The following is a 25,069-nucleotide window of genomic DNA, read 5'->3' on the forward strand; positions in this document are numbered from 1 at the left end:
GTAAAGGTCATTCAGACAGTAAAGGTTTTAAATTAAGCGATTGGACCGCCCAATTTGATAATATCTTCAGAAATGTTCTCGAATTTTTTGAAGTTTTCTTTGAACTTATCTGCAAGTTCGATTGCTTTTGCTTTGTAAGCTGCTTTATCAGCCCATGTTTGTTCAGGCATTAATACTTCATCAGGTACACCTGGTACATGTAGTGGTACTTCAAGACCGAAGATGTCATGTTTCGCTGTTTCAGCGTTATCAAGCTCGCCGTTTAATGCCGATTGTACCATTGCACGAGTGTAGCCTAAGTTCATACGTTTTCCAACGCCGTATTCGCCACCAGTCCAGCCAGTGTTTACTAAGAATACTTTCGCATCATGTTTCTCAATCTTTTCACCAAGCATTTCAGCATAGCGAGATGCATCAAGTGGTAAGAATGGAGAACCGAAGCAAGTTGAGAATGTTGCTTGCGGAGAAGTTACGCCGCGCTCAGTTCCAGCTAGTTTACTAGTGTAACCGCTTAAGAAATGGTACATAGCTTGCTCTTTATTTAATTTACTGATTGGAGGTAATACTCCAGATGCATCAGCAGTTAAGAAAATAATTGTGTTTGGATGTCCTGCAACACTTGGCACTACGATATTATCAATCGCATCAATTGGGTATGCAGCACGTGTATTTTCTGTTAATGTAGTATCATTATAATCTGCAATACGTGTTTGATTATCAATTACAACGTTCTCAAGCACTGATCCAAATGTAATTGCATCAAAAATTTGTGGCTCTTTTTCATGAGACAGGTTAATACATTTCGCGTAGCAACCGCCTTCAATATTGAATACGCCGTTATCAGACCAACCGTGCTCATCATCACCGATTAATTTACGGTGTGGGTCAGCAGATAGTGTTGTTTTACCTGTTCCAGATAAACCGAAGAATAAAGCGACATCGCCTTCTTCACCTACGTTTGCAGAGCAGTGCATTGATAAAATATCTTGTTCTGGAAGTAAGAAGTTCATAATAGAGAAAATTGATTTTTTCATTTCTCCAGCGTATTCCGTACCACCAATTAATACGATGCGTTTTTCAAATGAAACCATGATGAATGCTTCAGAATTTGTGCCGTCGATCGCTGGATCTGCCTTAAAGCTTGGTGCAGAAACGATTGTAAATTCAGATTCATGATTTGCTAATTCTTCTTCAGTTGGACGAATAAATAATTGATGTACAAATAAATTGTGCCATGCATATTCGTTAACAACTTGTAATGGAAGACGATAGTTGCGATCAGCACCAGCGAATCCTTTAAACACGAATAATTCGTCTTTTTCCTTTAAGTACTCTAATACTTTTGTATATAATTTATTAAAATGTTCTTCAGAAATCGGTTGGTTTACAGATCCCCAAGCAATCTTATCTGCAACCGATGCTTCTTTCACAATGAATTTATCTTTAGGAGAACGTCCTGTATACTTTCCTGTAGAAGCAGAGACGGCACCAGTAGAAGTTAATTTCCCTTCGTTTCTCATTAGTACTTTTTCCACTAATTGTGGAACGCTTAGTTGAATCTGTGCATTGCTTCCGTTCAGTAATTCGTGTAATCCAATTTGGACATTCACAGTACTCATATTTATATACCATCCTTTTCATTTTAATGAAATATTTCTCGTAATCCCCACCAAGAGTATAACACAATCATATAAATAATGTATACTATTTATTTATTTTTGTTTGTGTGAATGTATAATTTTCCTATTAATATTTTGTTCGACAAGAAATGCGAAAAACTTGTAGGAATATGTGAATATTAATTGACAAATGAATATCATTTCTTTAGTATAGGTTGGGACGGATACTCTCTTATCCCGAGCTGGCGGAGGGACAGGCCCGATGAAGCCCAGCAACCTCACTTGTATTGGTAAAAACAAGTGAATAGGTGCTAAAACCTGTGCGAGGCGCAAGGTCTCGAACGATAAGAGCGAAGGGCAAAAAGCAGTATGCAAGTAGCAAATTAAACCTTTTCTCTATAAATAGGAAAGGTTTTTCTTTATGCTTGTGTGGGAGAATAAATGAATGTCGCAGTTTGTGGCAAATTAAGGATGAGTTCCGTACAATATATACAATTACTGTAGGGAGGTTTACCACATGACAAAACAACGTCATCTGTTCACATCTGAGTCTGTAACTGAAGGACATCCAGATAAAATTTGTGACCAAATTTCTGATTCAATTTTAGATGCGATCTTAGCAAAAGACGCAAATGCACGTGTAGCTTGTGAAACAACAGTAACAACTGGTTTAGTATTGGTAGCGGGGGAAATTACGACTTCTACTTATGTAGATATTCCAAAGATCGTTCGTGAAACAATCCAAGGAATCGGTTACACTCGTGCAAAATACGGATTCGATGCAGAAACTTGTGCAGTTTTAACATCTATCGATGAGCAATCTGCTGACATCGCTATGGGTGTTGACCAAGCGTTAGAAGCACGTGAAGGTCAAATGACTGACGCTGAGATTGAGGCAATCGGTGCAGGGGACCAAGGTTTAATGTTTGGTTTCGCATGTAATGAAACAAAAGAATTAATGCCACTTCCAATCTCACTTGCTCACAAATTAGCTCGTCGTTTAACGGAAGTACGTAAAGATGAAACATTAGATTATTTACGTCCAGACGGTAAAACGCAAGTTACAGTTGAGTATGATGAAAATGGTAAACCAGTACGTATCGATACAATTGTAATTTCAACGCAGCATCACCCAGAAGCTACGTGGGAACAAATCGATCGTGACTTAAAAGAGCAAGTAATCAAAGCTGTCGTACCAGCAGAATTAATGGATGAGGAAACAAAATTCTTCATTAACCCAACTGGCCGCTTCGTAATCGGTGGACCACAAGGGGATGCTGGTTTAACAGGACGTAAAATCATCGTCGATACTTACGGCGGATACGCTCGTCATGGCGGCGGTGCATTCTCTGGTAAGGATGCTACAAAAGTTGACCGCTCTGCGGCATACGCAGCTCGTTATGTTGCGAAAAACATCGTAGCAGCTGGCCTTGCTGAAAAAGCAGAAGTACAACTTGCATACGCAATCGGCGTAGCACAACCAGTATCAATTTCAGTTGATACATTCGGCACTGGTAAAGTATCTGAAGAAGTACTAGTAGAACTAGTTCGTAACAACTTCGATCTTCGCCCGGCTGGCATTATCAAAATGTTAGACTTACGTCGCCCAATTTACAAACAAACAGCAGCTTACGGACACTTCGGACGTACTGATGTAGATCTTTCATGGGAACGTACAGACAAAGCAGCAGCTTTAAAAGAGCAAGCTGGTCTATAATATAAGAAGAAAAAGCTTTGCGCGAAGGCGCAAAGCTTTTTTTATTGTATGGATTATAAGTTCAAGCTTGCTTGGATAGTTTATCCCGCATTAACGGAACAAATGCTATCATCCTTTCTTCTGACGCGCTTTTCCAGCACAAAATGCACTGCATAGCAAAAAGAGCGTTGCGAATCCCCAGCCACCGATTGCTGAATAAGGAACAGCATCCTTTAATGCCATCCCAGCACTGATGGAAGCGACAAATAGAAGGATAAATACCGTTGTAAGTTTTTGATAAAGTTCCATGAATAAGCCTCCTAATTATGAAAATTTGTTTAGTTTGCATCAGATTGTTCCGCGCGATTCAAAATCCAATTCAATAGGAAAGGGCGAGAAGAATTGCTGTACTTGTTAAGTATGTGTGGTCAGAACCGTCGGACATTTGGATAGAGAGTTTTTACAATATTGATATCTCATCCATAGGAAATAATTTGATAGTGGCTTAGATGAATTAAAAATGGGACTTGGTGCAAGTTGTTTTATATTGTTAAATACAATTTGGATTGTGGAAAAATACCTTTTTATGGTTATATATACTTATATTGTATCATGATGTTTTGTTCATTTGATACATAATTGTAGACATGTGATGTATTTCATACTTCATAAAGTTTCGATACGATATGATAAAATGATGAGTAGTTCATAAGAAGGAGCGAATAAAAATGAGTGTAATAGAACATAAAAAGCAAGCGCCCAAAAAAGTGCGCTGTAAAATTGTTACGGTCTCTGATACACGTACAGAAGAGACTGATAAGAGCGGCAAGTTATTAAAAGAATTATTAGTAGAAGCAGGACACATGGTAACGGCTTATGAAATTGTAAAAGATGATAAAGAAGATATTAAACAGGCTGTATTATCTGGCTATCACCAAGAAGATGTTGACGTTATCTTAACAAACGGCGGAACAGGCATTACGAAGCGTGATGTGACAATTGAAGCCGTTTCAGCATTATTAGATAAGGAAATCGTTGGATTTGGTGAACTGTTTCGGATGATTAGTTATTTAGAAGATATCGGAAGCGCTGCAATGCTAAGTAGAGCAATTGGTGGAACAATCGGAAGAAAAGTTGTCTTTTCGATGCCTGGTTCTAGCGGGGCTGTTCGCCTTGCAATGAATAAATTGATTTTGCCAGAGCTTGGACATATTACATTTGAGCTGCATCGACAATGAAAAGGCTCGCTGGAATTGTATTAGCAGGTGGTATGTCAAGACGCTTTGGTGAGCCGAAAGCCTTAGCAAGCTGGCAAGGACATACTTTTATCGAACACATTGTTCAGGTCATGCAGACTGCCGTGCAAGATGTAGTTGTGATTAGTCATCCTGATATAAAAGAAAGAATTGTTACTTTAGTAGACGTTCCTGTTATAGAAGATACTCCTTCCTATAAAGGAGATGGTCCGCTTGCGGGGATTGTATCGGGGATGGAGCATATAAATGCAGATTGGTATATCGTTTCTCCTTGTGATACGCCAAACCTTTCAAGTGAGTGGATTACAGCATTAACAGGGCAAATAAATGATGAATATGAAGCGATTATTCCGGTTATTGATGGAAGAAAGCAGCCATTATTAGCGGCATATCATAATCGTGTAAAAGAAAAAATATACGCATTGTTACATGAAGAAAAACGAAGTGTGGGACAGCTTTTATCGCAGTGTCATGTAAAGTATGTGATGGAAGAAGAATGGAATGTGGCGAAGGAATTGTTTATGAATGTAAATACACAAGAGGAATATGTCCGGTTACTGAATGAGAAAAAGAAGAAAAAGGTATGACGTTATAGCGTCATACCTTTTTCATTTATCCCGCATTAACGGACAGTAACACTCCCACCTCAAAATTCAGCGAAAAAAAGAAGTTAGGTGGAAGATGAACTGTCCGTAAAAGCCTGATTCGTTCAACTAATAATCAGTGGGGATGAAGAAAAAAACTACTGATTAAAGTTTCACTTTATGAGTTGAACTTTTCTATTACGCAAGTAGTTCGGCATTGTTTTGCTGAAGCACCTCTTCATATTGCATGTATAAGCCGTGGAAAATATCATCCCAGTTTTGTGTAGCGGCGTAGGATCTAGCGGTTATGCTCATTTGTTTACGCATTGCTTTGTTAGTTAACAGCTGATAAATGGATGATAAAAATGAGTTCGCATTTTTTGGCTCGCAAAGAAAACCTGTTTTTCCATCTGTAATAATATTTTTTACCCCGCCAGAATTTGCACCAATTACTGGTGTACCGCATGCGAGTGATTCAAGTACGACATTGCCAAATGTTTAGGTGGCTGATGGAAATACCATCAGATCAGAGCATGCATAAGCTTCTGCTAAGTTTTCTCCTTGTAAATATCCTGTAAAGGTCACGTTAGTTGTTGGCACGGTTTCACGTAATTCTTTGGCAAGGGGGCCATCTCCAGCAATAAGCCAATGAATATTATCTGTTCGTTCTTTAAGTGTTGTTTGAATCAATATACGAAGCGTCTCGATATCTTTTTCAGGGGCGATGCGTCCGGCATATGAAAGAATGTATGGAGCAGTAATATTATATTTTTTTCGGAATACGTCTTTATTGTAAGCAGGATGGAAGAGAGAACAATCTACTCCTCGTCCCCATATATATAAATTTTGAAATTATTTTTTAGCTAATTGCTGCAATGTTTCGAGAGAAGGGACAAAGTTCTTTTGCATATGGCTATGAAACCATTTTAAATAATTCCATAACATATTGGAGAAAAATTCAATTTTATAATACTTCAAGTAGGCATTAAAGTCAGTGTGATAAGAACCGACAAGAGGGATATTTAATTTTTTTGCGTAATACATGCCGCATAGTCCCATGTTAAAAGGAGTAGCGACATGAATGATATCGGGTCTAAAGCTAAGAAGCTCTCGCTTAATACGTGGATTTGGAAATGCAAATCGGCATTCTGGATATAGTATTTTCAGCGGGATACTTCTCATTTTATTCACATTGGCTAAGAAGTCATCTTCTGCTGTATGCTGCGGTGCAAATACGGAATAGGAAATATTTTGTTTTTGAAAATAACAGGTCAAACGATCTAATGTTTTTGCCACGCCGTTTACTTGGGGTGTAAATGTATCAGTAAATATGGCGACTCTCATCCAATCGCTCCTTTACATGAAAAGTGGAATGAATTGATAAAAAGAGATGATGCCAGAACATGTGCCAAAGCACATACCTACAAGTACATCTGATGGATAGTGAAGCCCAAGATAGATACGAGAAATTCCTACAATCATTGCTAATGGAAGTAAAAAGGCTGCCAAGTTTGTATCATGACAAATAAATGGAACAACAATTGAAAAAATAGCTGTTGTATGACCAGATGGAAAGGAATGATCTTGTAATGGATGCAATGGGTATTTTGCATCTTGAATTGTTAAATAAGGCCGTTTACGTGGGTACCACCTTTTTAAAATTTGCACAGGAATATGACTTATTGCTAATGAAAGAGCTGCTGCAATTGCGGCAGTGTGCAGAAGCCCTTTTGAAAAGATAAGGAAGCATAACGTGAGTGAGATAGAAAAGATTGCCCCACCGATATGTGTAATCGTGCGGAAAAAGATATTTAATGTTTTTTGATCAAAGTAACGATTAATTCCTTTGAAAATGTAACATTCTATTTTATATAAGGAGCTGACCTTCATGAAACCTCTCTCCTCTCATTTACATATATATTCAGATGATATCTTCTATTTTAATAAAATTTTATTGAGGGAATAATAAGATTTTGTAAAGAAAAGGTTAGCGTTTTAACAAAAAAAGCTGCCATTTTAGTGGCAGCAAGTAAATGCTATTTTTGCAGTGATTTATAGTACTGTCCTTTTTCAACATATTGTCTACGAATGCGTTCCATATCTTTTCGATCTTCATCTGCTAATTCGCGAATAATTTTTGCAGGGCGACCGAAAGCGAGCGTATTAGGAGGAATTTTCTTTCCTTGTGAAACTAAACTACCAGCGCCAATAAATGCACCTTCGCCGATTTCAGCACCGTCTAAAATGATAGAGCCCATCCCGATTAAAGCATCTTTTTTAATCGTACAGCTATGTAAAATCACTTGATGTCCAACTGTCACATCGTCTTCTAAAATAAGGGGGTACTGCGGGCTTTGATGAAGTGTACATTGATCTTGCACATTTACTCTGTTTCCAATGATTGTTGGTGAGACATCACCACGAATAACTGTATGAAACCAAATGCTTGATTCTTCACCAATTGTGACATCGCCTGTAATCGTAACGTAGTCAGCGATAAAAGCACTACTCGCAATTTTCGGATTTTTATCTTTATAAGGATATATCATGTAAAGCCTTCCTTTCCTAGAAACTAGTTTTAGTGTATCAAATTACAGAAAAGAGTGAAATGGAGGAGTTTCGTATGTGGAATTATGAAGCGGAAACAGCTAAAGCGGTAATCGTGATTGTGCACGGTGCGATGGAATATCATGGACGTTATGAAGCGCTAGCCGAAATGTGGAATCATTTCGGGTATCATGTTGTTATGGGAGATCTTCCGGCTCATGGAACAACTTCAAGAAATAGAGGACATATTGATTCATTTGATGAATACATAGAAGAAGTGAAATTATGGGTGAAAGAAGCAAGGAAATATCGGCTTCCTATTTTTTTATTTGGACACAGTATGGGCGGACTTATTGTGATTCGAATGATGGAAGAAACGAAGAGAGAAGATATAGATGGAATTGTATTAAGCTCGCCGTGCTTAGGGGTTCTAGCGGTACCTGCCGCACCGCTTCGAGCTGCCTCAAAAGTGTTAAATATTCTCACGCCGAAACTTCAATTTCCCACCAACCTTACAGTAGAAATGTCAACGAGGAATAAAGAAATTCGTGATGCAATGGAAAATGATTCGTTGTTCTTGCGCAAGGTGTCAGTTCGTTGGTATAGTGAATTGATAAAATCTATTGAGACTGCGCATGACAAAATTGATGAGTTTCCAGATGTTCCGCTCTTGCTAATGCAGGCGTGTGAGGATAAACTTGTAGATAAAACACGTGTCCGTAAATGGTTTGATAACTTAAAGATTAGTGATAAGGCGTATAAGGAATGGTCAAATTGTTACCATGAGCTATTAAATGAGTATGAGCGAGATGAAATTTTTAGCTATATCAAAGCATTTACTGAAATACATGTAAATAACATAATAGAAACAAATAAATAATGATTTGTACATTTTATAGAGGAGATGAAGGAAGAAGTGAACGTACCGAGTAATCCCATAACGCTCATGGCGAAAGTATACCGTGATGTGTTTCCGGTTGTACACCATGAGCTAGCGATGTGGAAAGAGCGTGCCTACCATATTCCGAATGATGAGCTTCATAATCAGGCAATTGCAAGTATTGAACATAAAACGTTTCATTGTGAAGGCGGTGGTATTTTAGCGCTGCTTGCAAATGAGCACCGTGAGGATTGTATTCGTTTTATTGTGGCATATCAGACGATTAGTGATTACTTAGATAATTTATGTGATCGTAGTACATCGCTTGATCCGAATGATTTTGCCGCACTGCATGAATCAATGATAACAGCACTAACACCTGAAAGTGAAGGAACGAATTACTATCGTTACCGTGATGATCAAGATGATGGTGGTTATTTAGATGAGCTTGTTGCAACATGCCAAGATGTGCTAAGAAAAACAAAGCACTATGACAAAATTGCTCCAATCCTTCACGAACTTGCTTGTTACTATTGTGATTTGCAAATTCATAAGCATGTGAAATTAGAAGAGCGAGAACCACGCTTGCAAACATGGTTTGAAGCTCATAAAGAAAATGTACCAGCGATGAGCTGGTTTGAATTTTCTGCATGTGCAGGATCCACACTTGGAATCTTTTGTCTTGTTGCGTATGCGTTTCATGATGAATTACTTGATGAAGATATTGCAAAGATTAAGCAAGGTTATTTTCCATATGTACAAGGACTTCATATTTTACTTGATTATTTTATTGATCAAGAAGAAGATCGTCTTGGCGGAGACTTAAACTTCTGTAGTTATTATGAAAATGAACAAGTCATATTAGAGCGAATGAAGCATTTTGTAGAAGAAGCAGAAAGAAATATCGGTGACTTACCGCATGCGAAGTTTCATCGTCTTATTAGCCGTGGTCTCCTTGGAATTTATTTATCGGACCAAAAGGTATCAGAGCAAAAGAATATGCAGCAAATGGCACGGCGTATTGTGAAATACGGTGGGTTCACTTCACGATTCTTCTATTGGAACGGGAAGATGTATAGAAAGAAAATGGCGCAGTGATAGAAGGATGAAAAGACGTGTATATGAAGCACGTCTTTTTGATTTGTTTTTTGACGAGAATCCTTGCTATACTTTGTTTTGACTTTATATTCCAATTTTAGGATAATTAAAGTATAGTCATTTCAAAAGGCGGTGGAAGCATGGAAAATGTATTGAATCAAGCCAAAGAAAAATTATATGAGGATGAAAATATCATATCGTACCTGCAATGTTCTTTAGAAACTTTCATATATCGAAGTGTCATGCGATCAGGTGTAATCATTTTGACGAATAGAAGGCTCTTTTTCTGTGGGCCTGATATTGCTGGAAATACATTATTTGAAGAATTTTCATTTGATCAAATATCCGCTATAAAAGTGAAAGAAGGTTTGTTTGGGATGAAAATTTCCATTCAGCATGGGACGGATTGGATCAAGATAAAACATATTCAACATACAGACCCTAGTGTATTCGTAAAAAAAATCGAAGAAATGGTGGTAATTTAAAAAATGTCCCCAAAGTAATGATTGAGTTACATTGTTAGTATGTCTTTCTGTTTCATTCCTACTTGGCGTATATACGATGATAAATAGAGCTGGCGGTCCAACTACAATGGATTATATAACACAGGTTGTTATCGGGGTTATTATTATTGTAGATGTTCTGTTTTTGATGAGTGATAAAAAGAAGAAAGTAAGTTAAAGTGGAGGGGGAAGTATGGGGAGTATATTCTCAATTTTATCGATAATGGCATTTGTATATGTGACATTAAAATATAGAAAGGAAATAACAGGAACGTATAAAAAATTGACTATTATGCAATTTTTCGGTGTTCTTATTTCATATGTCATAGCAATTTTCATTGCTTTTCTTTCCATATATTATGGTGGAAACTGGCTTGTGAGTCATATTCCAGTTGGGATTTTGAAAACTGTTGTTTCATTCGTTATTATATTTGCTGTTATATTTTCATGCTTAAAAGTATTAAATCCAGTGTTAAAGAAAATATCGAATGGCGTATTATAGCTTTCAGCTCATGTAGAAAAAGCATTTGTACAAAGTGTACAAATGCTTTTTCTTATGCTTTTGGTTCTTTGATTTTAGAGAATAGATATAGTAAAAATTCAACAATAAAAATAATAAGAACAGATAAACCAAATAAAGGCATGGCAATACCTAAGAGAATCATAATAAGTATGAAGGCCAATATGCTTTTCTTATCTTTTTGTTTTGGTGGCGCGCCGAGCTTACCTTTTGTTTTTCTTGCTAGCCACATTTTAACACCAAAATAAATGAGAAATAACAAGGATAAGGCTGTAAGTAAGCATAGTATTTTATTTGGCCATCCGAATAAATGTCCTTCATGAAGCGGGATACCATAGGAAAACCATTGTGCAAATAATCCATAGTCACGATAGTCAATTTTTGAAATGAGCTCCCCGCTATATTGATCAAAATATGCAGTAATCTCTTCATTTGGTGATACATGCATTCCTGTAATACCTGATCCGCTAGATTTTGAAACGGTGAATACTCCTTTTGGGTCATCTGGTAATGCAATTACATAAGGTTTCTCGATTTGAACCTTTTTTTCTAGGGCATCAATTGAAAGAGCCTTCTGCTCGTTTGAATTTGATTGCGGTGGTGTTTCCTGTCTAGTTGCCCACGGTAGCTCTTTAAATTTAGACTCTGGTGGCGCCGTATATAATTTTGGATACCCAAGTGATTCACTTGAAGTTGTGATATTATAAATTTGTTTCCCCATGAAAGCAGACCAAGGTAATCCTGTCAGTACTAAGAGAACGAGTGGAATTGTAAATACGATACCGATTATGCTGTGTAGTCGTTTTGAACGCTCTCTAGCATTTGCTATCGGAGTATTTTTGAAACGTTTTATACTCATGTACAAACCTGTAACAATTAGAAAAATGGTCCAGCAAGCAGCAAGTTCTACTAAGTAGTTTACAATAGTTCCACCAACTAGAAGAGAACTGTGTAATTCCCGCATTATACTGGCAAACGTTTCATTTGCGTTTTGATCTCCAACAATTTGATTATTGTTATCTAAATAAACATATTTTTGATCACCTGTATGTTCATTTTTCATTGTAAGTCTAGTATTATGTTCGTCTTTAAAATGACTAATTTTTGTAACGGTATAGTGAGGATACTTCTTTTTTGTTAGCGAAACAGATTCAGACATAGACAGAGATTCGGTCTGCTCACTATTTCCAAAATATAAATCTTTATAAATGAAATTTTCAACTTCCTCTCGAAACAGATATCCAATGCCGCTGAGTGATAAAGTAATGAGAAGTGGTGTAATAAATAAACCGGCGTAAAAATGCCACCTCCAGAAAATGTAGTGAAGCGAACGATTTAGTTTCATACTTTAATGCCCCTAACCTTCCATATATGAATAAAATATGTATTTAATATAACGAGACTAGGTGTGATTACTTTGAAAAAAATGTGAAAAAAATAAAAAATCTTCGGGAAATAGGAAAAGACGTACAGCATATGTACGTCTTTTTGTTCTTGATGTATAGAATATGTATATAATTTACAATTGATTTGCTAAATATTTATGAACAACCGCCTTAGCAAGACAAACCGATGAATCCACAAAGTAAAGGTTATTTGTGCCTGCATTTGATACAACATTTAAATCAGTACAAGCTATAATAACGCTATCTACTGCTTCAGCTAATTCTATGCAAAGTGTATGCCATAATTCACTTGCCTCATGCAGGTCCCCTACTTTTATTTTCGAGATAATTTGAGTGATAGCTGTTTGCCAGCTATTTTTATGTATATAGTCTATACCACGTTTTGTAATTCCGGCTTGATATATACCAGATTGAACAGTCGCATCAGTTGCTAAGAGTGCCACTTTATTCACGTGATTTGGTATTTCTTTCAGTGTCTCATCTACCATATTTAGAAGGGGAAGGGAAACTGAATTCTGTAATTCATCAAAATACAGGTGAGCTGTATTACATGGCATGGCAATAAAATCGACACCCGTACTTTCAAGTTTTTGTGCACCAGTTATAATTGTTTGTTCCATCGCCTTATGATCAATCGGTCTATCGATATAAAAAGGTGTTGGACAAGAATAAATCATCATATGAGGGAAGTCCATATCATGTTTTGCACCGTATATTTTTTGGCATTGCTCAACGACTGTATCAACGAATGGACCTGTTGATTTCGGCCCCATTCCTGCTAGTATTCCGATCATTATTGTAATCCTCCTGATTGCATAATCTAAATTTAGAAATTCTTGTTTCCGTCTACATGTTCCTTCTTTTTCGTACAAGATAGAGAAAGAAACTCATTAAAACAAATGAATAGAAAAGAGCCCATGAAGTAAGCCATAGTGCATGGATAGCCAAGTTGTATTCATAAGAACCAAGCATCATAAAATCATTGATAAGCGGGAAAAACCATAATAATTCCGGCATGTCTTTTTTGAGACGAATGGATGCAATTGTAATCAGTAATACAAATGAAAGGCTAAGCCAAGCTGTACTTGCTTTTTTTATGATGTTTCGCGTAAATAGTATTGCAATGGAGATCCCAAGTATAGATAAAGAAAAGTGGGAAAGGAATCCCGTGATAAATAATGAGAGTGTCATTTTTTCGTTAAACATTTGAAAGGCAATAGGATATATAACCGAAATTAGAGATAAAACTACGCAAATAAGAAGAACTGTTACATATTTACCAAGGTATAAAGTCTGTATGTCTTTTGTATGAGAAAGAGTAATTTGTTCTTGAACAGAATCTTCCGTATGAAACAGTGTAATCGTAATCCAAGCTGACAGTAAGTAGAGCGTAAGAGCAGTTTCTAAATACGTTGCAACAATTGGATTTGGTTTATAAGTATAAACAAAAAGTAAACTTACGATGTACATTGCGATTGGTGGAACATATTTATATGACTTTGTATAATCAAGAAAATTGTAACGAATGAGTGCGAGCATAGAAATCCTCCTCTCGCTTTAACAATTTAGGTTGTAATAATGTAACGGATGCATTGGTATGTAATAAATAGTGAAGTATATCGTTTGTACAAGTCTTTTCAATTTGTAATTGAATGAAGCTCTGTTTTGCGTCATATGTAACATGTACATAACCGGATTGTTTCTGTAATTCTGAGATGGAAAATGTGTGTGGTACGGTCGCTTCTATGTAAATATGTTCTTTTTGGGTTATATCAGCTGCCAAAAGCTTGTCCTCTGCAATGGTATAATCAGCGATTGTTACAATTCGGTCGGCAAAGCTTTCTAAGAGTTGTTTTTCATGGCAAGTGAAGAGAATTGTGAGACCTTGTCGTTTCAATGTAAGTAATATATGTTCAACTTCTTTCTGAGATTTTGGATCAAGCCCAGAAAGTGGTTCATCTAAAATCAATATATCAACATGACTAAGGAGTGCTTGCATAATATTCGTTTTTTGTTTCATTCCTTTTGAAAAGTTTTTTATAACGGAATGATTGGCATGCTGTAAATGAAAAGTTTCTAATAGCGAAGGAATTTTCGTTTGTAGATATTTTTTCGATAGACCATGAATACGACCGAGATGATATAAATAATCTTCTAGCGTAAAACGAATATCTTTTGGAAAATGTTCTGGTACATATCCGATTTTCAAATTTGACGCTTTGTGGATTGTGCCTACCGTAGGATGAATAAATCCCGCGATGATTTTTAGTAAAGTGCTTTTTCCGGTACCGTTGCCGCCGATAATGGCAACTGCTTGTCCTTTTGGAACTGATAAATGGATGTTTTCTAGTATAAGCTGTTTGTCGTATTTCTTTTGTATCCCTTTTAGTTCTAGCAGCAAAATGGTACACTCCTTCTCTAGAATGTTTATATATCCATTATATGGTATATATTGAGGTGTAACAATAAAAACAGACGTGCAACATATGCACGTCTGTTTTATTGCGTTTTTTGTCGAGCAGTCGATATATTTCAATTTGCGCCGATATAATTGAAGTTACGTTCGATATATCAAAAAAATCGCCGATATATTTAACGCTTCTCAATCGCCACGATAAATGGCGGGTTGTTTTGCTGATTGATGAATCCGTAACGAAGTACGTGAGCTTGTTTTTGATCGAGTTCTTCAGCAAATTTCAGTACCGCATCGCGCTCTACTTGTCCTTCTGGATGTCCATGATAAATGACAAGAACGATGATTCCTTCTGGTGCCATTACTTCTAATAATTGTTCAATAGCAGCTATCGTTGAGTTTGGTTTTGTAACGATATGTTTGTCGCCGCCAGGAAGGTAACCTAAGTTAAAAATGGCTCCTGTTATTTTACCGTTCGCATCTTCTGGTAGTACAGATAATAACGTATCATGGCTATCGTGAATTAAAACAGTGCGTTTTTCTAATCCTTTTTCTTTTAAGCGAGTAGTTGAACTTTCGATCGCTTCACGCTGAATATCAAATCCAAATACTTTCCCATTTTCTCCAACAATCTCCGCTAAAAAGCAAGTGTCATGACCATTTCCGAGCGTTGCATCTACGGCGTAATCTCCGTCTTTAACAGCTGTTTGCAAAAGCGTGCGTGCAAACGGCAAGACACGTTCTAATTTCATAATGTTTTCACCTCGTTTGCATATTTCCCTTGCCAACTTCCGCGGCGCATGAATTCCGCATCGATGGAATTTAATACTTCCCATTTATTTAAGCTCCACATTGGACCAATCATTAAGTCAGGCGGACCGTCACCTGTGATGCGGTGCACAATCATATTTGCTGGAATAATTTCAAGTTGGTCAACAACGAGACTTACATAATCTTTAAGAGAGAGAAATTCTAACTGTCCTTTTTCATATTGCTTCACCATTGGCGTTCCTTTTAATAGATGAAGCAAATGAATTTTGATGCCTTGTACATCAAGTTTTGCGACTTCACGGGCAGTTTCCATCATCATGTCGTAGTCTTCAAGTGGGAGTCCGTTAATAATATGAGAGCATACTCTAATGCCATGTTTACGAAGTTTATTTACACCTTCCACGTATGTTGGATAATCATGAGCACGGTTAATAAGATTTGCTGTGCGTTCATGAACCGTTTGTAGTCCAAGTTCTACCCAAAGATACGTGCGTTTATTTAAATCAGCTAAATATTCAACAACATCGTCAGGTAAGCAGTCTGGCCGAGTTGCGATGGAAAGACCAACTACATCTTTTTCAGCTAAAAGTGGTTCGAATTTTTCTTTTAATACTTCTAATGGAGCGTGTGTATTTGTGTACGCTTGGAAATAAGCGATACACTTGCCATCTTTCCATTTCGAGTGCATTTTTTCTTTCATTTCATGATACTGCGTTACAACATCATCGCGGCGATCACCAGCAAAGTCACCAGAACCAGCAGCACTGCAAAACGTACAACCGCCGTATGCAACAGTGCCATCACGGTTTGGGCAATCAAATCCAGCATCTAATGAAACTTTAAAGATTTTTTCACCGAACTCTTTTCGTAAGTGATAATTCCACGTATGGTAACGTTTATTGTCATTTGTATATGGAAAAGGGTTTTGAACCTTCATTACATATCCCTCCTAGTGCCTAAAATGAAACAAAATCCATTATAACATACTCATAAGGTCGATATGGAAGGGACACACTAAAGGGGAATTAAAGGTAAGGAGGCTAACATAATGGCAGAGCGTCAATCACTTGAAGAATATATTACGCAAGCAGAGCAAGCGATCGAATATGCAAAAAAGCAATTAGATATCGGAAGTAGACAAGAGCATTACAACACAATGGAGTATTCCGATGCTCAGTTACAATTAGAACAAGCGTATAACGATTTACAAGTTATGCAAGAACATGCGAATGATGAACAGCGTGAGCAGTTAAACCGTGCGCGTATGGCAGTTCGTCAACTGCAGCATCAAATGATTATTACGCCGCACTAATAAGGAGGGAATGAAAATGGCAAAGCGTTCAGATCAAAACAATCCAGAGCAAAAAACGCAAAATGGACATAACGCCGAGTTTTCAAATGAGCTCGATCCAGTCGTACAAGCAAAACAGCGTAACCGTAAAAAGGGACAACCACAAAGATCGAAACAATCAGAGTAAGCCAGGTCGCAATATGACCTGGTTTTATTTTGTCATCTTACAAAAGTGTAAGATTTCTGTAAGGTTAGGCGATAGGTGGAGTCTTACTTTTCCAGTAGAGTAAAGGAGGATTAAAATTAGCATAAGGAGTTGTAGCATGGGAAAAAATATTACAAACAAACGAATTGACGAATTAGACTACATTCGTGGCTTTGCATTACTGGGGATTATTTTAGTAAATATTCTTGCACTACTTAATATTAAAACACCAGATCCGGGTACGATTGATGCAAGCTATCAAAGATTTTTATACTTATTTGTAGAGGGACGTTTCTTCTCTATCTTCTCATTCTTATTTGGAGTCGGGTTCTATATCTTTATTACAAGAGCCATTGCGAAAGGGAAAAATGGATATGTTCTGTTTTTACGTAGGTTAGTGGCATTATTTGTTTTTGGTGTAATTCATCAAATGTTTCAGCCAGGGGAAGCTTTAGCAATTTATGCGGTTTGTGGATTAATTACTTTACCGTTTTATAAAGTAAACAAACGAATCAATTTAGTGATCGGTCTTATTTTAACAATTGTTATTGGTATTTTTGGCGGTAAGACGCTGTTACCAATTCCGCTTATTTTATTGGGACTTGCAGCTGGACAATATCGAGTATTTGAAAATATTCGAGAGAAAACAACACAAGTTGCTGTGTTTACAGCCATTATGTTTATTCTAAGTGCAATTGGTTTATGGTATCAGTATCAACAAGTACCTGCTTTGCCGTTTGATAATGTTATTTTAGGTGGCGTGGATGATCCAAACATGGAACAAGCAAATATGTTTATGACTATTGGTGTAATGGTTGGACCAATTGTTTCGGCATTCTATGTTGGATTATTAATTTTATTATTACAAACAAAATTAGTTCAAACATTATTAGTACCACTAAAATACTACGGACGTATGGCACTAACAAATTATGTTGGACAAACTGCAATGATTTTAATCGCGGGTAGTATGTTTAACTTCACAGGAAATTTAACATATGTACAGACTTTATATGTATGTATCGTAATTTATGCAATTCAAATTGTTTTCAGTATTATCTGGATGAAATTCTTTAAGATGGGTCCATTTGAATGGATTTGGCGTGTGGTTACGTATTGGACGGTTACGCCGTTAAAGAAATAAGAAGAAAACTGCTTCAGAAAGGAAGCAGTTTTTTGTTATATTATGAAGTAGCCTTAGAAGGAATGAAAGCCATACTATGGGTATATACACCGATTAAGGAGTAGAACATGAAGTATCAAGAAATCAAACCAACAGGCATATTGGCTCATTATGTAAAGTGTTTTTGGACATTAGAGCGGACGTATCATCAAGATGAGAAAGAAATTGTATGGCCAGATGGAAATGTAGAGTTACTTTTTCATTACGGTTCAAGATACTACAATAAAAATCGCCAAATGCCACATAGTTTCGTAATAGGTCCGTTAACAAAATATATGGATCTTATTTCAGATGGACATGTTAGCTTAATGGGAGTTCGTTTTCAACCATGGGGATTTGCATCTTTCTTTAGAGAAACAATGAAGGAACTTACGAATCAAATGGTTCCACTGGAAACTCTTATCGGATACGAAGCGAAATTACTGGAAGAAATGATATATGGTGCAAACAAAGAAGAGGCGCTTTCTATATTAGAAAAGTTTTTAGTTAAGAGATTAACGGGGATTCAAAATGAAATCATGATTCCAATGGTCAGTAAGTTAAAGAGTAAAAAGGGAAACATACATATAAAGAGTATGGCAGAGGAATTTTATATATCTGAAAGGCAGATGGAAAGGTTCTTTCGACAACATATAGGCGTGTCACCCAAGAAATTAAGCACAATTTTGCGGTTTGATGCAGCGAGAACTTGTATGATTTTTGCGCCCCATATGAGTATGCAAGAAATTATGTATAAATTCGGTTACTACGATTATTCTCATTTTACAAAGGATTTCCGAAACTATTTAGGAATGTCACCGAAAGAGTATCATACTTGGATAAAGCAAATAAAACGAGACGGTAAAGATGTCGCTTTTTTACAAGAAAGTGAGGAGTAAATATATTATACTAAAGCCCTAGAACAGATTTGGAGGAATAAATAATGATTGCACATATCGGTACAGTAGCAGTTTATGTAGATGATCAACAAAAAGCACTTGAATTTTGGACAGAGAAAGCTGGATTTGAAGTATATCGTAACGATCCGATGGGACCAAATGCGAGCTGGATTGAAGTAGGACCAAAAGGGACACGTTCTCACTTAGTCATTTACCCCAAAACAATGATGCCAAATGCAAATGAGTTAAAGGCATCTATCGTATTTGTAACAGAAAATATTACAGAAACGTATGAAACAATGAAGAATAACGGTGTAGAATTTACGCAAGAGCCAAACGAAATGCCTTGGGGTACATTCTCTATCTTTAAAGATAATGAAGGAAATGAGTTTGTTTTAAAAGGGTAATGCGATGAAAAGCTGAGCTGATATAAGCTCAGCTTTTTTATATTACAAAAATGTAAGGTAAATGTAATGTTAACCAATAGCAGATATCCTAGAAAAGGCGCAAAATAGGAAACGGAAAAACAAACGTAGGAGGATAACGATGAACAAACCAGTTGTAGACGTAAAGAACGTCCAAAAAGTGTACGGTAAAAAAGGTGAGAGCCAATCACATGCCTTAAAAGGTGTATCATTCTCCATTCAAGAGGGTGAATTTGTTGGAATCATGGGGCCATCTGGTTCTGGTAAAACAACATTACTAAATGTTATTTCAACATTGGATAAAGCAACGGGCGGCGTTGTTGAAATCGCCGGTACGGATATTACAAAGATGAAGCAAGGTGAGCTTTCAGATTTCCGCTCTCAAAAATTAGGATTCATCTTCCAAGACTTTAACTTACTCGAAAATCTATCAATTTATGAAAATATTGCGTTGCCACTTTCCCTTCAAGGTGTTCCTTCAAGAAAGATTGGTCCAAAAGTAGAAAAGGTAGCAGAAATGCTAGGGATTTCAGCAATTCTTCAAAAGTACCCATCTGAAGTATCTGGTGGACAAAAACAACGTTCAGCAGCGGCGCGTGCGCTTGTACATGAGCCAGCGATTATTTTAGGAGACGAGCCAACAGGAGCGCTTGATTCTAAAAATGCAACAAGCCTTTTAGATGCGATGACAAACTTAAATGAAGAACAAGGCGTATCGATTATGATGGTAACGCACGATCCATATAGTGCAAGTTACTGTGAGCGTATTTTATTCATTCAAGATGGTGAGCTATATAAAGAGATTCACCGCGGTGGTACGCGTGAAGCGTTCTATAAAGAAATTTTAGATGTGCTTGCAGACTTAGGTACACAAAAAGCGTAAGAAAGGAGGTTCAGGCATGTTATTTAAGCTTTCTATGTCAGGACTAAAAAGTAAGCTGAAAGACTATATCGTCTTACTTGTTGGTCTTGTTATGTCTATTTCAATTTTTTATATGTTTCAAACGTTAGCGCTGAATAAAGCGTTTCTTGAAGCGAATGCTGTTATTAAGTCAATTGGATTTGTATTCCAAGCTGGTTCATTCTTACTAGCAATTATTACATTCTTCTACATTTTATATGCGAACTCTTTCTTATTGTCACTTCGTCAAAAAGAGTTCGGTATGTATATGATGTTAGGAGCAAAGAAACATAAAGTTACACTACTTATGTTTATCGAAACAATTGTATTAGGGGTGGCATCTCTTGTAGTCGGGATTGCAGTTGGTGTAGGGCTTGCACAAGGAATTGGTAAATTACTAATGCAGCAACTTGATTTTGCAGCTCCTGGATACCATGCGTTTTATGTTCCATCTACAATTGTTACTTGTATTTTCTTCCTTGCACTATTTGTACTATCAGCAATTATGAATAGTATTAAGTTATCACGTATTACAGTTCTGCAACTTGTACATGCAGATTCAAAAACAGACCGTGTTTCTGTGAAAGGTGCCAAGACCGTTTTCTTTGCTGTCATTGGTATTATTTTATTAGCAATCGGTTACGTTTCTATGATTTATATGGATAAGTTAAGAGAAATGGGAATCGTGATTGCATTAATTACAGTAACATCAGGAACTTACATGTTATTTGGAACGTTCCTACCACTTTTCATTAAGAAGTTAAAAAGTAATAAAAAGCGTACTGAAAAAGGACTTAATGCCTTTACATTTGCACAGCTAAACTTCCGTATTAATAGTTTAACAAAAGTACTAGCAACAGTAGCGATGTTAATTGCACTTGGTGCTGGAGCGATTTCTGGCGGTATGGCATTCAAAAATAATGTAATGAAGACTGTTGATCTTTTAGAAGTATATGATTCAGTGGTTCATAATCCAACAGCTGAAGAAAAGAAGATTTTAGATGATATTCCATTTAAAGAGAAAAGTGAATACCGCTATAAAGTAGACGATAAATTTATTTACTATTTAAAAGAAGATTTAGAGAAAAATCGTCCTTTAGTAAGAGATATACCTGATAAGAAAAATGCTAATGGACTAAAAGATGTTGCGAAGTTTAAAAAGGTTTCTGAAGAGCTTCCAGTAGGAGCTGTTTCAGATAGAAATGAAAAAGATCCTAATGCAAAAGAAATGCCAGAAGAATGGAGCGAAGCGTTCCATACAATTGAACATTTCTATGTACATCCTGATCGTACGATTAAAATTGTAGATAAAAAGATGTATGACAGTGTGCAAGGGAAAGAAGGTATTGTATTCCTTGGAAAAACAGATGATTTTGTAGCATATACAAAAGAATGGAAAAAACTTGACGATTTGCAACTAGATAAATATAAAAATGTAAAAGAAGAAAGCTTACAAAGTAAAAATGTAATGTATACTGGATTTTATAGCATTGCTAGCGGAACAGTATTCATGGGCTTCTTCCTCGGAATTGCTTTCTTAGCGATGATGGCAAGTTGTTTAATGTTTAAAATTCTATCTGGTGCATCAAGTGATATTACGCGTTACCAAATGCTTCGTAAAATCGGTGTGCGTCGTGAATTATTAACGAAATCAATTTATAAAGAGTTATTCTTAGTGTTCTTATTCCCAGCGATTGTCGGGATTGTACACGTATTAGTTGGTATGAACATCTTTGGATTTATTTTAATTGATCCGTACTTCCGTATTTGGCTGCCAATTGTGATTTTCGTAGTCATTTATGCGATTTACTACTTCATTACAGTTCAATTGTATAAAGGAATTGTTCTTCCAAAAGAGGACTAAGAATTAGAAAATACCGAGCAGAGGGTGCTCGGTATTTTTTGTTTCCAATGGAAAATGAATTTGTTTTCAGAAAAGTAATAAAAAAACCTTGTTATGTTACTTAATTATAGTATATTATATAATTAAGTAACATAAAGTTAAGGTGTAAGAAGGTGAAAAATGAAAAATTAGAGAGATGAAAGGAGGAATTCTACTTGCATGAAGAAGATGAATCTTGACTTGAAATAATAGGTTTAATGCTAAGATCAAAAGATGTTTTACTATTTTCATCCTTATCCCCCATTATTTTTATAATAGTAAATTGCCAAATTATAAATATCCGGAATGTTTTGGGGTATTAAAGTATATTGCTCCAGTTGTTTAGCTTTGGAAATTTCAATAACAGATTAAATGAAGGAATTATAAATGGATAATGCATGGAAATCTTCTAGCATGATAAGGTAAAATGAACAAGATAATTAGAAAATTTACCGATCATAAGATGAGGAGAATACATGTATGGAATGTGTAGAGGCGTTAACAGATATAAATCAAATTCAGGCTATGAAAAAACATTTAAAAGAGCATTCAGAGCGAGATTACCTTTTATTTGTTATTGGAATTAATACTGGATTAAAGATTACAGAGCTACTAAACATGAAATTTGAAGATGTAATAAATGAAGATGGAACTGTTAAAGATTTTTACTCTCTTCCTGTGAAAGATGAAAAATTTAAACAAGATATTTATTTAAATACAAAAGTAAAAGAAGCGCTTTTGGATTACGTACAATCTTCTGTTATAGAAAGAGAGAACTACGTATTTCAATCTAATAAAACAAAAAATCCGATTACGCGCCAACAAGCTTACCGTGTTATTCATCGTGCGGCAGAAGCAATTGGAATTCCTGGTAAGATCGGAACGAACTCAATGCGAAAAACATTTGGATTTCATGCGTATAAAAGAGGAATAGCGATTGCGCTTCTTCAAAAACATTTTCATCACGCAACTCCATCAGAAACATTAAAGTATTTAGGGATCTCGAAAGATGAAAAGTTCAAAACAGAAATTGATGTAGATTTGTAAATGGGAAGAGCCTTAACTAAAAAATTTTAGGAGGCATGAATATGAATATTAGAGAAAGCGAACTTCCAGGTATCGGATGTAAATTTGAAGTCATAACAAAAGGTAATGAAAAAATGGTTATCGTTATTCACGATGATGGGCGAAGAGAAATGTATCATTTTGATACTGATCATGAAGAAAGTATTTCAAGCATTTCTCTTCGTGACTCTGAAGCAAGGCAAATTGCAGCCATTTTAGGCGGAATGGTATACAGGCCGCAAGCTTTAGATACGATTGAAATGGCGTTTGAAGGATTATCGATTGAGTGGTTTAAAGTGGAGAATCATGCGCCAGCGGTTCAGCAAACAATCGGTAGTTTAGCTATTAGAAAAACGTATAACGTAACTGTCATTGCTATTTTGAAGAAGAATATGAAGAAATTTTTTAATCCAGGCCCAGATTCTATTATTGATGCTGGTGATATGTTGGTATTATCAGGGGAAAGGCACGAAATTAAAAGAATTATTAAGGAAGTGCTTTCAGCAGGAGGTGATTCGTAGTCGATGGATACTTTAATTTTTGAAGTTGGAACTGCGTTAGTATTAGTGGCATTTGCGGCCATCCTTGCTACAAGACTAAAGTTTTCGATTATTCCGTTTCTCATTATCCTCGGTATGTTAGTGGGACCACATGCCCCGGATTTAGGAATGATAGACTTAAGGTTCATTGAAAGTGGAGAAGTAATTGCTTTCCTAGGCCGTATTGGTGTCATATTCCTCCTGTTTTATTTAGGGTTAGAATTCTCAATGAAAAAGTTAATTAAATCAGGAAAATCAATCGCCATTGGAGGCACGATTCACATATCACTTAATTTCACATTAGGTTTATTTTATGGATATGTAATGGATTTTCCTCTGTTAGAAACATTAATTATTGCCGGGATTATTACAATCTCATCAAGTGCAATTGTAGCGAAAGTAATTGTTGATTTAAGAAGAACAGGTAATAAAGAAACAGAGCTAATATTAGGGATCATTATGTTTGATGATATCTTTTTAGCAGTATATTTATCTGTCGTTTCAGGCTTAGTACTCGGAGGTGCGACTTCATTTGTAGGAGCTCTGATATCTGTTTTAATTGCATTAGGATACATGTTGCTATTCTTTGTGATTGCAAGAACAGCTACGCCGTTCTTGAATAAAGTGCTGGATATTTCGTCTAATGAAATCTTTATTATCGTAATATTCGCTATTTTATTCTTCGTCGCTGGATTCTCAGAAACAATCCATGTTGCTGAGGCGATTGGTGCTTTATTATTAGGACTTGTCTTTTCTGAAACAGAGCATAGTGACCGCATTGAGCATCTTGTCGTTCCGTTTCGTGATTTCTTTGGAGCTATATTCTTCTTCAGCTTCGGTTTAAGTATAGATCCTTTTTCGTTAGGTGGAGCTGTTTGGCTAACTTTAGGAGCGGTTTTGATAACGATTATCGGTAACTTTACAGCTGGTATGATTGCTGGTCGTAAAGCCGGGTTATCACATAAGGCTTCTACGAATATCGGGTTAACTCTTGTATCACGCGGAGAATTCTCCATTATTGTCGCTAATATTGGAATAGCTGGTGGCTTAATGGCAACAATTAAACCATTTTCAGCTTTATATGTTTTAATATTGGCATCGTTAGGACCTTTACTAACGAAGGAATCTGCGAGAATATATTCTCTATTGGACAAAATATTTAAATGGAGCTCTAAAGAAAGTGCAAAACGGAAAAAAGAAGTTAGATGGTTTTTGTAAGGGAACGATTCCAGTGTTATAGAAGTTTTTCAAAAAACCTTAAATTGGGTAGGTTGCTCATTCTTAAATGGATACTAAAGGAAGTTGCCAAAAATGATTATATAAAGTAAAATCCTGTATTAAAAGTGTTATTTTAATACGGGATTTTTATTTGGGGTTAAAACGATATTTTGATATAGATTGTAATGT

27 protein-coding genes, 1 pseudogene and 1 riboswitch are annotated in these 25,069 nt (G+C 36.2%); of the genes and pseudogenes, 17 read left to right on the forward strand and 11 right to left on the reverse strand.

Features of this window, described 5'->3' with window-relative positions; all coding sequences use genetic code 11:
* Nucleotides 1–32 precede the first annotated feature (32 nt).
* Nucleotides 33–1,619, reverse strand: coding sequence for a phosphoenolpyruvate carboxykinase (ATP) (gene pckA / locus AC1M36_RS04290; protein WP_336450505.1), 1,587 nt, complete (start codon nt 1,617–1,619; stop codon nt 33–35).
* A 229-nt stretch (nt 1,620–1,848) separates the two neighbouring features.
* Nucleotides 1,849–1,970: riboswitch (SAM riboswitch) on the forward strand.
* Nucleotides 1,971–2,136: 166 nt separating this feature from the next.
* Here pckA and metK point away from each other — a divergent pair.
* Entirely contained in the window at nt 2,137–3,336 is a 1,200-nt protein-coding gene (metK, locus tag AC1M36_RS04295) for a methionine adenosyltransferase (RefSeq protein WP_336450504.1), read from the forward strand.
* A 108-nt stretch (nt 3,337–3,444) separates the two neighbouring features.
* Here metK and AC1M36_RS04300 read toward each other — a convergent pair whose 3' ends face one another.
* Nucleotides 3,445–3,624: a hypothetical protein gene (locus AC1M36_RS04300; RefSeq protein WP_003208786.1), complete on the reverse strand. Its 180-nt coding sequence runs from the start codon at nt 3,622–3,624 to the stop codon at nt 3,445–3,447.
* Nucleotides 3,625–4,043: 419 nt separating this feature from the next.
* On the opposite strand from AC1M36_RS04300, the gene AC1M36_RS04305 reads away from it, so the two are divergent.
* Entirely contained in the window at nt 4,044–4,553 is a 510-nt protein-coding gene (locus AC1M36_RS04305; RefSeq protein ID WP_336450503.1) for a MogA/MoaB family molybdenum cofactor biosynthesis protein, read from the forward strand.
* Nucleotides 4,550–5,158: a molybdenum cofactor guanylyltransferase gene (locus tag AC1M36_RS04310; protein ID WP_336450502.1), complete on the forward strand. Its 609-nt coding sequence runs from the start codon at nt 4,550–4,552 to the stop codon at nt 5,156–5,158. Before AC1M36_RS04305 ends, AC1M36_RS04310 begins: the two co-directional genes overlap by 4 nt.
* Before the next feature lie 195 nt (nt 5,159–5,353).
* Here AC1M36_RS04310 and AC1M36_RS04315 read toward each other — a convergent pair.
* The 3 genes and pseudogenes from AC1M36_RS04315 to AC1M36_RS04325 all read right to left on the reverse strand — a co-directional run bounded on the left by AC1M36_RS04315 (nt 5,354) and on the right by AC1M36_RS04325 (nt 7,704).
* Nucleotides 5,354–6,499: pseudogene (locus AC1M36_RS04315) on the reverse strand (glycosyltransferase family 4 protein).
* A 12-nt stretch (nt 6,500–6,511) separates the two neighbouring features.
* Nucleotides 6,512–7,045, reverse strand: coding sequence for a phosphatase PAP2 family protein (locus tag AC1M36_RS04320; RefSeq protein WP_336450501.1), 534 nt, complete (start codon nt 7,043–7,045; stop codon nt 6,512–6,514).
* 146 nt (nt 7,046–7,191) lie between these two features.
* The gene (locus tag AC1M36_RS04325) at nt 7,192–7,704 is read right to left on the reverse strand and encodes a gamma carbonic anhydrase (protein ID WP_336450500.1); all 513 of its coding nucleotides are present in this window, start codon (nt 7,702–7,704) and stop codon (nt 7,192–7,194) included.
* Nucleotides 7,705–7,778: 74 nt separating this feature from the next.
* Between AC1M36_RS04325 and AC1M36_RS04330 the strand changes: the two genes are divergently transcribed.
* The 4 genes from AC1M36_RS04330 to AC1M36_RS04345 all read left to right on the forward strand — a co-directional run bounded on the left by AC1M36_RS04330 (nt 7,779) and on the right by AC1M36_RS04345 (nt 10,685).
* The gene (locus tag AC1M36_RS04330; protein ID WP_336450499.1) at nt 7,779–8,582 is read left to right on the forward strand and encodes an alpha/beta hydrolase; all 804 of its coding nucleotides are present in this window, start codon (nt 7,779–7,781) and stop codon (nt 8,580–8,582) included.
* Nucleotides 8,583–8,618: 36 nt separating this feature from the next.
* Nucleotides 8,619–9,680 carry a tetraprenyl-beta-curcumene synthase family protein gene (locus AC1M36_RS04335; RefSeq protein ID WP_336450498.1) on the forward strand — a complete coding sequence of 354 codons (1,062 nt, stop codon included), beginning with the start codon at nt 8,619–8,621 and terminating at the stop codon, nt 9,678–9,680.
* A gap of 140 nt (nt 9,681–9,820) precedes the next feature.
* Nucleotides 9,821–10,165, forward strand: a complete 345-nt coding sequence (locus AC1M36_RS04340; protein ID WP_336450497.1) for a PH domain-containing protein — start codon at nt 9,821–9,823, stop codon at nt 10,163–10,165.
* 211 nt (nt 10,166–10,376) lie between these two features.
* Nucleotides 10,377–10,685 (forward strand): hypothetical protein, encoded by a 309-nt coding sequence (locus tag AC1M36_RS04345; RefSeq protein WP_336450496.1) that lies wholly within the window; start codon nt 10,377–10,379, stop codon nt 10,683–10,685.
* 52 nt (nt 10,686–10,737) lie between these two features.
* On the opposite strand, the gene AC1M36_RS04350 is transcribed toward AC1M36_RS04345, so the two are convergent.
* The 6 genes from AC1M36_RS04350 to mnmL form a co-directional block, all read right to left on the reverse strand.
* Nucleotides 10,738–12,048, reverse strand: a complete 1,311-nt coding sequence (locus AC1M36_RS04350) for a PepSY-associated TM helix domain-containing protein (RefSeq protein WP_336450495.1) — start codon at nt 12,046–12,048, stop codon at nt 10,738–10,740.
* A gap of 174 nt (nt 12,049–12,222) precedes the next feature.
* Nucleotides 12,223–12,903 (reverse strand): aspartate/glutamate racemase family protein, encoded by a 681-nt coding sequence (locus AC1M36_RS04355; RefSeq protein WP_479845614.1) that lies wholly within the window; start codon nt 12,901–12,903, stop codon nt 12,223–12,225.
* Between the two features lie 52 nt (nt 12,904–12,955).
* On the reverse strand, nt 12,956–13,648 hold the full coding sequence (locus tag AC1M36_RS04360; RefSeq protein WP_336450493.1) for an ABC transporter permease: 693 nt from the start codon (nt 13,646–13,648) through the stop codon (nt 12,956–12,958).
* A complete protein-coding gene (locus AC1M36_RS04365; RefSeq protein WP_336450492.1) occupies nt 13,617–14,510 on the reverse strand; it encodes an ABC transporter ATP-binding protein in 894 nt (297 codons plus the stop codon). The genes AC1M36_RS04360 and AC1M36_RS04365 overlap by 32 nt, the downstream gene beginning before the upstream one ends.
* A 191-nt stretch (nt 14,511–14,701) precedes the next feature.
* Nucleotides 14,702–15,274 (reverse strand): tRNA 5-(aminomethyl)-2-thiouridylate-methyltransferase MnmM, encoded by a 573-nt coding sequence (mnmM, locus tag AC1M36_RS04370; RefSeq protein WP_336450491.1) that lies wholly within the window; start codon nt 15,272–15,274, stop codon nt 14,702–14,704.
* Complete coding sequence (mnmL, locus tag AC1M36_RS04375; RefSeq protein ID WP_336450490.1) at nt 15,271–16,230, reverse strand: tRNA modification radical SAM protein MnmL/YtqA; 960 nt, start codon at nt 16,228–16,230, stop codon at nt 15,271–15,273. The genes mnmM and mnmL overlap by 4 nt, the downstream gene beginning before the upstream one ends.
* A gap of 111 nt (nt 16,231–16,341) precedes the next feature.
* Here mnmL and AC1M36_RS04380 point away from each other — a divergent pair, with 111 nt between their 5' ends.
* The 10 genes from AC1M36_RS04380 to AC1M36_RS04425 all read left to right on the forward strand — a co-directional run bounded on the left by AC1M36_RS04380 (nt 16,342) and on the right by AC1M36_RS04425 (nt 24,880).
* Entirely contained in the window at nt 16,342–16,605 is a 264-nt protein-coding gene (locus AC1M36_RS04380) for a YtzC family protein (RefSeq protein WP_336450489.1), read from the forward strand.
* A 16-nt stretch (nt 16,606–16,621) separates the two neighbouring features.
* Entirely contained in the window at nt 16,622–16,771 is a 150-nt protein-coding gene (locus AC1M36_RS04385) for a glycogen biosynthesis protein GlgD (protein WP_241815049.1), read from the forward strand.
* Nucleotides 16,772–16,907: 136 nt separating this feature from the next.
* A complete protein-coding gene (locus tag AC1M36_RS04390) occupies nt 16,908–17,933 on the forward strand; it encodes a DUF418 domain-containing protein (RefSeq protein WP_336450488.1) in 1,026 nt (341 codons plus the stop codon).
* Nucleotides 17,934–18,040: 107 nt separating this feature from the next.
* Complete coding sequence (locus tag AC1M36_RS04395; RefSeq protein ID WP_336450487.1) at nt 18,041–18,850, forward strand: AraC family transcriptional regulator; 810 nt, start codon at nt 18,041–18,043, stop codon at nt 18,848–18,850.
* A 44-nt stretch (nt 18,851–18,894) separates the two neighbouring features.
* Complete coding sequence (locus tag AC1M36_RS04400; RefSeq protein WP_336450486.1) at nt 18,895–19,257, forward strand: VOC family protein; 363 nt, start codon at nt 18,895–18,897, stop codon at nt 19,255–19,257.
* Between the two features lie 139 nt (nt 19,258–19,396).
* Nucleotides 19,397–20,158: an ABC transporter ATP-binding protein gene (locus AC1M36_RS04405; protein ID WP_336450485.1), complete on the forward strand. Its 762-nt coding sequence runs from the start codon at nt 19,397–19,399 to the stop codon at nt 20,156–20,158.
* Between the two features lie 16 nt (nt 20,159–20,174).
* Entirely contained in the window at nt 20,175–22,040 is a 1,866-nt protein-coding gene (locus AC1M36_RS04410) for an ABC transporter permease (protein ID WP_336450484.1), read from the forward strand.
* Between the two features lie 498 nt (nt 22,041–22,538).
* A complete protein-coding gene (locus AC1M36_RS04415; protein ID WP_336450483.1) occupies nt 22,539–23,105 on the forward strand; it encodes a tyrosine-type recombinase/integrase in 567 nt (188 codons plus the stop codon).
* Between the two features lie 41 nt (nt 23,106–23,146).
* On the forward strand, nt 23,147–23,644 hold the full coding sequence (locus tag AC1M36_RS04420; protein WP_336450482.1) for a cation:proton antiporter regulatory subunit: 498 nt from the start codon (nt 23,147–23,149) through the stop codon (nt 23,642–23,644).
* A gap of 3 nt (nt 23,645–23,647) precedes the next feature.
* On the forward strand, nt 23,648–24,880 hold the full coding sequence (locus AC1M36_RS04425; RefSeq protein WP_479845615.1) for a cation:proton antiporter: 1,233 nt from the start codon (nt 23,648–23,650) through the stop codon (nt 24,878–24,880).
* Nucleotides 24,881–25,069 lie beyond the last annotated feature (189 nt).

Source organism: Bacillus sp. Medicinal_06 (assembly GCF_056711665.1).

Excerpts from the sequence above, each read along its gene's own strand:
- pckA (WP_336450505.1), bottom strand. The coding sequence starts at position 1,619 with ATGAGTACTGTGAATGTCCAAATTGGATTACACGAATTACTGAACGGA.
- metK (WP_336450504.1), top strand. The coding sequence starts at position 2,137 with ATGACAAAACAACGTCATCTGTTCACATCTGAGTCTGTAACTGAAGGA.
- AC1M36_RS04300 (WP_003208786.1), bottom strand. The coding sequence starts at position 3,624 with ATGGAACTTTATCAAAAACTTACAACGGTATTTATCCTTCTATTTGTC.
- AC1M36_RS04305 (WP_336450503.1), top strand. The coding sequence starts at position 4,044 with ATGAGTGTAATAGAACATAAAAAGCAAGCGCCCAAAAAAGTGCGCTGT.
- AC1M36_RS04310 (WP_336450502.1), top strand. The coding sequence starts at position 4,550 with ATGAAAAGGCTCGCTGGAATTGTATTAGCAGGTGGTATGTCAAGACGC.
- AC1M36_RS04320 (WP_336450501.1), bottom strand. The coding sequence starts at position 7,045 with ATGAAGGTCAGCTCCTTATATAAAATAGAATGTTACATTTTCAAAGGA.
- AC1M36_RS04325 (WP_336450500.1), bottom strand. The coding sequence starts at position 7,704 with ATGATATATCCTTATAAAGATAAAAATCCGAAAATTGCGAGTAGTGCT.
- AC1M36_RS04330 (WP_336450499.1), top strand. The coding sequence starts at position 7,779 with ATGTGGAATTATGAAGCGGAAACAGCTAAAGCGGTAATCGTGATTGTG.
- AC1M36_RS04340 (WP_336450497.1), top strand. The coding sequence starts at position 9,821 with ATGGAAAATGTATTGAATCAAGCCAAAGAAAAATTATATGAGGATGAA.
- AC1M36_RS04345 (WP_336450496.1), top strand. The coding sequence starts at position 10,377 with ATGGGGAGTATATTCTCAATTTTATCGATAATGGCATTTGTATATGTG.
- AC1M36_RS04350 (WP_336450495.1), bottom strand. The coding sequence starts at position 12,048 with ATGAAACTAAATCGTTCGCTTCACTACATTTTCTGGAGGTGGCATTTT.
- AC1M36_RS04355 (WP_479845614.1), bottom strand. The coding sequence starts at position 12,903 with ATGATCGGAATACTAGCAGGAATGGGGCCGAAATCAACAGGTCCATTC.
- AC1M36_RS04360 (WP_336450493.1), bottom strand. The coding sequence starts at position 13,648 with ATGCTCGCACTCATTCGTTACAATTTTCTTGATTATACAAAGTCATAT.
- mnmM (WP_336450491.1), bottom strand. The coding sequence starts at position 15,274 with ATGAAATTAGAACGTGTCTTGCCGTTTGCACGCACGCTTTTGCAAACA.
- mnmL (WP_336450490.1), bottom strand. The coding sequence starts at position 16,230 with ATGAAGGTTCAAAACCCTTTTCCATATACAAATGACAATAAACGTTAC.
- AC1M36_RS04380 (WP_336450489.1), top strand. The coding sequence starts at position 16,342 with ATGGCAGAGCGTCAATCACTTGAAGAATATATTACGCAAGCAGAGCAA.
- AC1M36_RS04385 (WP_241815049.1), top strand. The coding sequence starts at position 16,622 with ATGGCAAAGCGTTCAGATCAAAACAATCCAGAGCAAAAAACGCAAAAT.
- AC1M36_RS04390 (WP_336450488.1), top strand. The coding sequence starts at position 16,908 with ATGGGAAAAAATATTACAAACAAACGAATTGACGAATTAGACTACATT.
- AC1M36_RS04395 (WP_336450487.1), top strand. The coding sequence starts at position 18,041 with ATGAAGTATCAAGAAATCAAACCAACAGGCATATTGGCTCATTATGTA.
- AC1M36_RS04400 (WP_336450486.1), top strand. The coding sequence starts at position 18,895 with ATGATTGCACATATCGGTACAGTAGCAGTTTATGTAGATGATCAACAA.
- AC1M36_RS04405 (WP_336450485.1), top strand. The coding sequence starts at position 19,397 with ATGAACAAACCAGTTGTAGACGTAAAGAACGTCCAAAAAGTGTACGGT.
- AC1M36_RS04410 (WP_336450484.1), top strand. The coding sequence starts at position 20,175 with ATGTTATTTAAGCTTTCTATGTCAGGACTAAAAAGTAAGCTGAAAGAC.
- AC1M36_RS04415 (WP_336450483.1), top strand. The coding sequence starts at position 22,539 with ATGGAATGTGTAGAGGCGTTAACAGATATAAATCAAATTCAGGCTATG.
- AC1M36_RS04420 (WP_336450482.1), top strand. The coding sequence starts at position 23,147 with ATGAATATTAGAGAAAGCGAACTTCCAGGTATCGGATGTAAATTTGAA.
- AC1M36_RS04425 (WP_479845615.1), top strand. The coding sequence starts at position 23,648 with ATGGATACTTTAATTTTTGAAGTTGGAACTGCGTTAGTATTAGTGGCA.